General features: G+C 58.0%; 5 protein-coding genes. 1 reads left to right on the top strand and 4 read right to left on the bottom strand.

Annotation, left to right across the window (positions count from 1 at the left end; translation table 11 throughout):
- The 3 genes from VAE48_RS01790 to guaB form a co-directional block, all read right to left on the bottom strand.
- Positions 1-892: acetyl-CoA C-acyltransferase (locus VAE48_RS01790; protein ID WP_322791595.1), on the bottom strand; the 892-nt coding region annotated here is incomplete at its 3' end.
- 25 nt (positions 893-917) lie between these two features.
- Complete coding sequence (locus VAE48_RS01785; protein ID WP_322791594.1) at positions 918-1,853, bottom strand: Gmad2 immunoglobulin-like domain-containing protein; 936 nt, start codon at positions 1,851-1,853, stop codon at positions 918-920.
- Between the two features lie 18 nt (positions 1,854-1,871).
- A complete protein-coding gene (gene guaB / locus VAE48_RS01780; protein WP_322791593.1) occupies positions 1,872-3,326 on the bottom strand; it encodes an IMP dehydrogenase in 1,455 nt (484 codons plus the stop codon).
- Positions 3,327-3,374: 48 nt separating this feature from the next.
- Here guaB and VAE48_RS01775 point away from each other — a divergent pair, with 48 nt between their 5' ends.
- Positions 3,375-3,992: a DNA-3-methyladenine glycosylase gene (locus VAE48_RS01775; RefSeq protein ID WP_322791592.1), complete on the top strand. Its 618-nt coding sequence runs from the start codon at positions 3,375-3,377 to the stop codon at positions 3,990-3,992.
- On the opposite strand, the gene VAE48_RS01770 is transcribed toward VAE48_RS01775, so the two are convergent.
- Positions 3,963-4,898 (bottom strand): 1-acyl-sn-glycerol-3-phosphate acyltransferase, encoded by a 936-nt coding sequence (locus VAE48_RS01770; RefSeq protein WP_322791591.1) that lies wholly within the window; start codon positions 4,896-4,898, stop codon positions 3,963-3,965. The genes VAE48_RS01775 and VAE48_RS01770 overlap by 30 nt on opposite strands.
- Positions 4,899-5,022 lie beyond the last annotated feature (124 nt).

The raw sequence follows: 5,022 nt of genomic DNA, 5'->3' as shown, positions 1-5,022 counted from the left end.
CGATGCCCATGATGCGCGGCAGCACACCTGCCGCCGCGCTGCTGACGATGCGCGCCATTGGCTTCAGCCCCAGTTGACGGGCTTTGCTTTCGCTCATCAGCAGCAGCCCGGCCGCCCCGTCATTCAAACTGGAGGAATTTCCTGCCGTCACCGTCCCGCCTTTGCGGAAAATGGGTGGCAGGGCAGCCAGAGATTCGAGCGTAGTATCGCGGCGGGGGCGCTCGTCCTTGACCACCCGAATCGGCTCGCCTTTGCGTTGCGGAATTTCCACGGGCAGAATTTCATCTGCAAAACGACCTTCATCCTGCGCCGCTACCGCTCGCTGGTGGCTTTGCAGGGCAAAACGATCCTGCTCGGCGCGCGGGATGGCGGTCATCTCTGCCAGATTCTCGGCGGTTTCTCCCATCGCTTCAATGCCGTACATGGCTTCCATTTTTGGGTTCGGAAAACGCCAGCCCAACGCCGTATCCCAGGCGGTCAGGTTACCAAAGGGGAAACCTTTTTCCGCCTTGGGCAGCGCATACGGCGCACGCGACATGCTCTCCACCCCGCCTGCCAGAAAAACCTCACCGTCACCAGTCAAAATGGCACGTGCCGCCAGGTTGACCGCCGCCAGCCCCGAAGCGCACAGGCGGTTGACCGTCAAAGCCGGCACCTCCGGCGGCAGACCGGCCAGCAGAGTTGCCATGCGCGCCACATTGCGGTTATCCTCCCCCGCCTGATTGGCACACCCCAGATACACCTCGTCAACCTCGCTGCCGGGCAGGTGATTGCGCTCGACCAGCGCGCGCAGCACCAGCGCCGCCAGATCATCCGGGCGCACCGCCGCAAGAACTCCGCCCAAATTCCCAATGGGTGTTCGGATTGCATCTACGATCACTGGAATGGACATAACACCTCCCACTGTCAATCGTTTTTTATTCGCGAATCAAACGCACACTCGTAAGCGCCACCACACTGCCATCCGCCATGCTGATTTCGGAAACTTCCAGATAAATCACCCCCGGCGGTACTTCGCTCAGATCAATCTCTTTCTGAAATGTCCCCGGATACCCATAATCCGGTGCATCCACCATGATATAACTGTTCTGATACTCTACCCCGTTTTCGGAATAGACACGGTAGTTCAGGGTCGCTTCGAAAGGCATCACCGGCACACCGCCGCGCACTTCCACCCGCTCACCAACCCGGCTGTCCTCCACCGGTAACTCAAGGTTGATTTCTCTCCACAAATCCCCAATGCGTGTTGAAGCAGAAACCAGATTGAGCCCGGCAGGCATCAACCGCAGCGCCCAACGAACGGGTTGATTGGGGCAGCAGCCCGGATCGTTCGGTCCATGCACCAGCCCCTCCAAAAGGATGCGGCTGTTCTCAATGGAGAGCTGCTCAATCATCGGGCGGTCATCAATCAGGAAGGCGGCGGCCTGCTCTGCTTTGCCGTTCTGGTTCAACACCGGCACGACCCACACAAACACACCTGTACCCCCGTAATTGGCTGCCAGAATAACCGCTGCATCCGGCAGGTCATCGCCGTTTAAATCTCCAAAGGCAATTACATCCCCCAGGCGCACATTGATAAAATCAATGGCAGCCGGGTCTTCACCGCTTTGAAATTCGCCATCCTTTAATTGAAAGGAAAACGGCTCACGATCCACAAATCCCGGCAAGGTGTACAGCATGTTTTCCAGCACCGAACTGCTGAGAAGAACCGGGGTTGAGGTTGCCTGCGGCAGGGGTGAAGACGAGGCAGCCAGAGTTTCCTCCCCGGTAGGGGTTACCGCAAGGCTCAGCGGCAGATTGCAGGCAGCCGTTATCCCCAGCAACAGCAACAGAACCAATAACCTTTGCCACATGGCTCGTTTCCTCCTTTTCTAAATCAAATCCACATCATGCGCACCGGATTCTTTTTGCCCGGCAGGGGTGATGCGGATAAATTCGGCATTTTGCCAGAGTTCCTGCAAGTTGTGCGCCCCGGCATAACTCATTCCGGAACGCAGCCCGCCCACAATTTGATGCAGGATATCGCGCACTTTTCCGCGGTACGGCACCAGGGCCTCCACCCCTTCCGGCACAACTTCACTCCACAATTCTTCAGAATATTCTTCTTCCTGCAACGGCTTGTCCAGCTTGCGCCGCTCAACATTGGCGGAAAGCGAAGCCATGCCGCGCACAACTTTGTAACGCCGGCCCTGGCGTACAATTTCAGCGCCGGGCGCTTCATCGGTGCCTGCCAGCATCGAACCGAGCATGACCGCGCTGGCCCCGGCAGCCAGGGCTTTGGTTACATCGCCGGAGGTACGCATCCCGCCGTCGGCAATAATCGGGATGCTGAGACGATGACCCTCTTCGGCACACTCCGCCACTGCGGTCAGTTGCGGCACTCCAAAACCGGTCACCACCCGGGTAATGCAAATCGAGCCGGCCCCAACGCCAACTTTGACCACATCCGCGCCGGCTCCGGCCAGCTCGCGCACCCCTTCAGCTGTCGCCACGTTTCCTGCAATCACTGCGACACTGGAAAAAGCCCGCTTCAAGCGGCTGACCATTTGAAGGGTATGCTCGGAATGCCCATGGGCAATATCCACCACCAGTACGTCTGCACCGGCCTCCACACAGGCAGCTGCTCTTTCCAAATCTTCGGGTTTGACCCCAACCGCTGCACCGACCCGCAACCGCCCGTGCTGGTCTTTGGTGGCAAAAGGGTGATCCTGAATTTTGATGATATCCTGCACCGTGATCAGGCCCGCCAACCGGCCTTCCTCATCCAGCAGCGGCAATTTTTCCACGCGCGCCTCATATAACTTCTGGCGTGCCGACTCAAGCGATGCCCCGGCTTGGGCGGTAACCAGCCGATCCCGCGGCGTCATCACCGTGCTGACTGCTGCCGATTCGTCCATTGCTAGCAGCACATCGCGGGTTGCAACCAGTCCCAACACCCGGTTTTGTTCATCTACCACAACCAGGCCGCCCACATCCTCCGCTTTCATCAACTGGCGCGCCTCGCCAACCGTAGCCGATGGGGAAATCGTCAACGGGTTCAACACCACCAGACTCTCCGCGCGTTTGACCTTGCGCACCTGCTCGGCCTGCCTCTCGATGCTCATAAAACGGTGCAGAATGCCCAAACCACCCTGCTGAGCCATCGCAATCGCCATCGGCGCCTCGGTGACCGTATCCATGTTGGCAGAGATAATCGGTATGTTCAGCTGAATGTCCTTTGTCAGGCGGGTTTGGGTTGAAACATCCTGTCTTGAGCGAATGGAAGATTTTTTGGGCACCAACAACACATCATCAAAGGTCAATCCAACCTCTGGGCGAAGATTCATCGCGCACCTCCTGCTGAGAAATCCTGCGGATTGTTGTACAATACGGGCATGTCGTCACGTTCCATTTTACCGCCAAACTGGTACGAACAGGATGTTGTTTCGGCCGCGGCGGAGCTGCTGGGCAAACGGCTGGTGCGCCTTGTGGAGGGTCAACGGGTGGGAGGAATCATCATCGAAACCGAAGCCTACCGCGGCGAAGAAGACCTGGCCTGTCATGCCCGCGCAGGTTATACCCCACGCACAAAGGTGATGTACGGCACGCCTGGCCGGGCGTATGTCTATTTCACCTACGGCATGCACTGGTTGTTGAATGTCGTCTGTATGGCAGAGGGATACCCCGCGGCGGTGCTCATCCGCGCCATACAGCCCCTTGAGGGAATTGAAATCATCGCACGCCGCCGCGCCGGACAGCCACCGGCGCGCTGGACCGACGGCCCCGCCAAACTGACCACCGCACTGGATATTGACGGCCGTCTGAACGGCGCCGACCTGACCAGCCCGGCTTCGCAATTGTGGATTGAAGATGCGCCCCTTCCGCCGGGCGCCATCATTCTTCCCTCGGCGCGCATCGGCATTCAACGCGTGCCCGAACCGTGGAGATCCATGCCCTGGCGTTTTACCTTGAACCTGGACAACTCAACAGGGCAGGTCAATCCCATAAAATAAACGCTGGTGTTCGGCCATCGCGCGCAGGATATAAACCTGAATCAACGGGAATAAACGCCGTTCACCGTTCAATTCCATTTCCAACTTTTTCAGGCTGAGCGGTGCAGAAAAAGTAACCCGCGGTTGAATTTTCCACCGCTCTGGCGCCAGAACCTGAAAAGCCACCTGCATCACCTCAGCGGCCACCTGAGCATTCCAGGGTTTGCGGAAGAATAATCGCCCCACTTTCAACGCCAGCGGCGCAGTTACCTGACTGATGATTCCAATGACCAGCCGTGTTTCCGGCACCTTGCGCAGCCACAATTCGACGCTGGGCAGCCAGTGACGCACCTCGCTCATTGCACCGGCCATGCTGCCGGGGTCAGGTTCAATCGTCCCGCGCGGAAAGGTGAGCAGGACGCCGCCATTTTTCAAATGCTGAATAACCTCCCGCAGAACGGCTGCCCGCTGGGTCATATCCCGTGTTGAAAAAATGAGATGGCGGCTGATGTGCGGCAAACCCCGCAATAAAGGCATGTCCCGGGCAATTACCCGTACGTCCTCACGCTGCAACAATTTGGCAAGCACAAATCCATCAAACGTGCCCGGATGATTGCAGGCAACAATCAACGGCCCTTTTTGAGGAATAGGCTCTTCGGCTGCCCATTCGATATTACAGGCAAAATGTTCCAGAAAACGGGTCAACCCTACCGTCAGACCAAAGCGGCGGGTATCCTCATCCAGCGCGGTCAACACCCCCGCCAGCCGGTGGAGCGGGCGATTCAGCAACGCCCGGAACAGTCTTCGCCGCCAGTCGTCCGCCGACCAGCCCGAAACCCGAAAGACCTCATACTCCAGTGCGGCGTGCAGTTCTTCGACACTGGACGGGGAAGGGGAATAAAGCACAGGAATCTCACTCGTTGTCATGGCTAACTAACCTCAGTTCGGGATAAATCCTCTTCCTAATCCTTTGAGAATGTTTGACCCCCACCTGCACCTCCCCCTAAATCGCCCCAGCGATTTAGGGGGAGGCGGGAGGGGGTAATTGCTT

Origin of the sequence: Bellilinea sp. (assembly GCF_034432615.1) — a bacterium.
Lineage (GTDB): Bacteria > Chloroflexota > Anaerolineae > Anaerolineales > Anaerolineaceae > Bellilinea.
Note: the sequence above shows the minus strand (reverse complement) of the source record. Positions and strands in the feature narration are given on the sequence as shown.

What these genes read in the sequence shown, in the direction of transcription:
- VAE48_RS01770 (WP_322791591.1), bottom strand. Translation starts at nt 4,898, where the DNA reads ATGACAACGAGTGAGATTCCTGTGCTTTATTCCCCTTCCCCGTCCAGT.
- VAE48_RS01775 (WP_322791592.1), top strand. Translation starts at nt 3,375, where the DNA reads ATGTCGTCACGTTCCATTTTACCGCCAAACTGGTACGAACAGGATGTT.
- guaB (WP_322791593.1), bottom strand. Translation starts at nt 3,326, where the DNA reads ATGAATCTTCGCCCAGAGGTTGGATTGACCTTTGATGATGTGTTGTTG.
- VAE48_RS01785 (WP_322791594.1), bottom strand. Translation starts at nt 1,853, where the DNA reads ATGTGGCAAAGGTTATTGGTTCTGTTGCTGTTGCTGGGGATAACGGCT.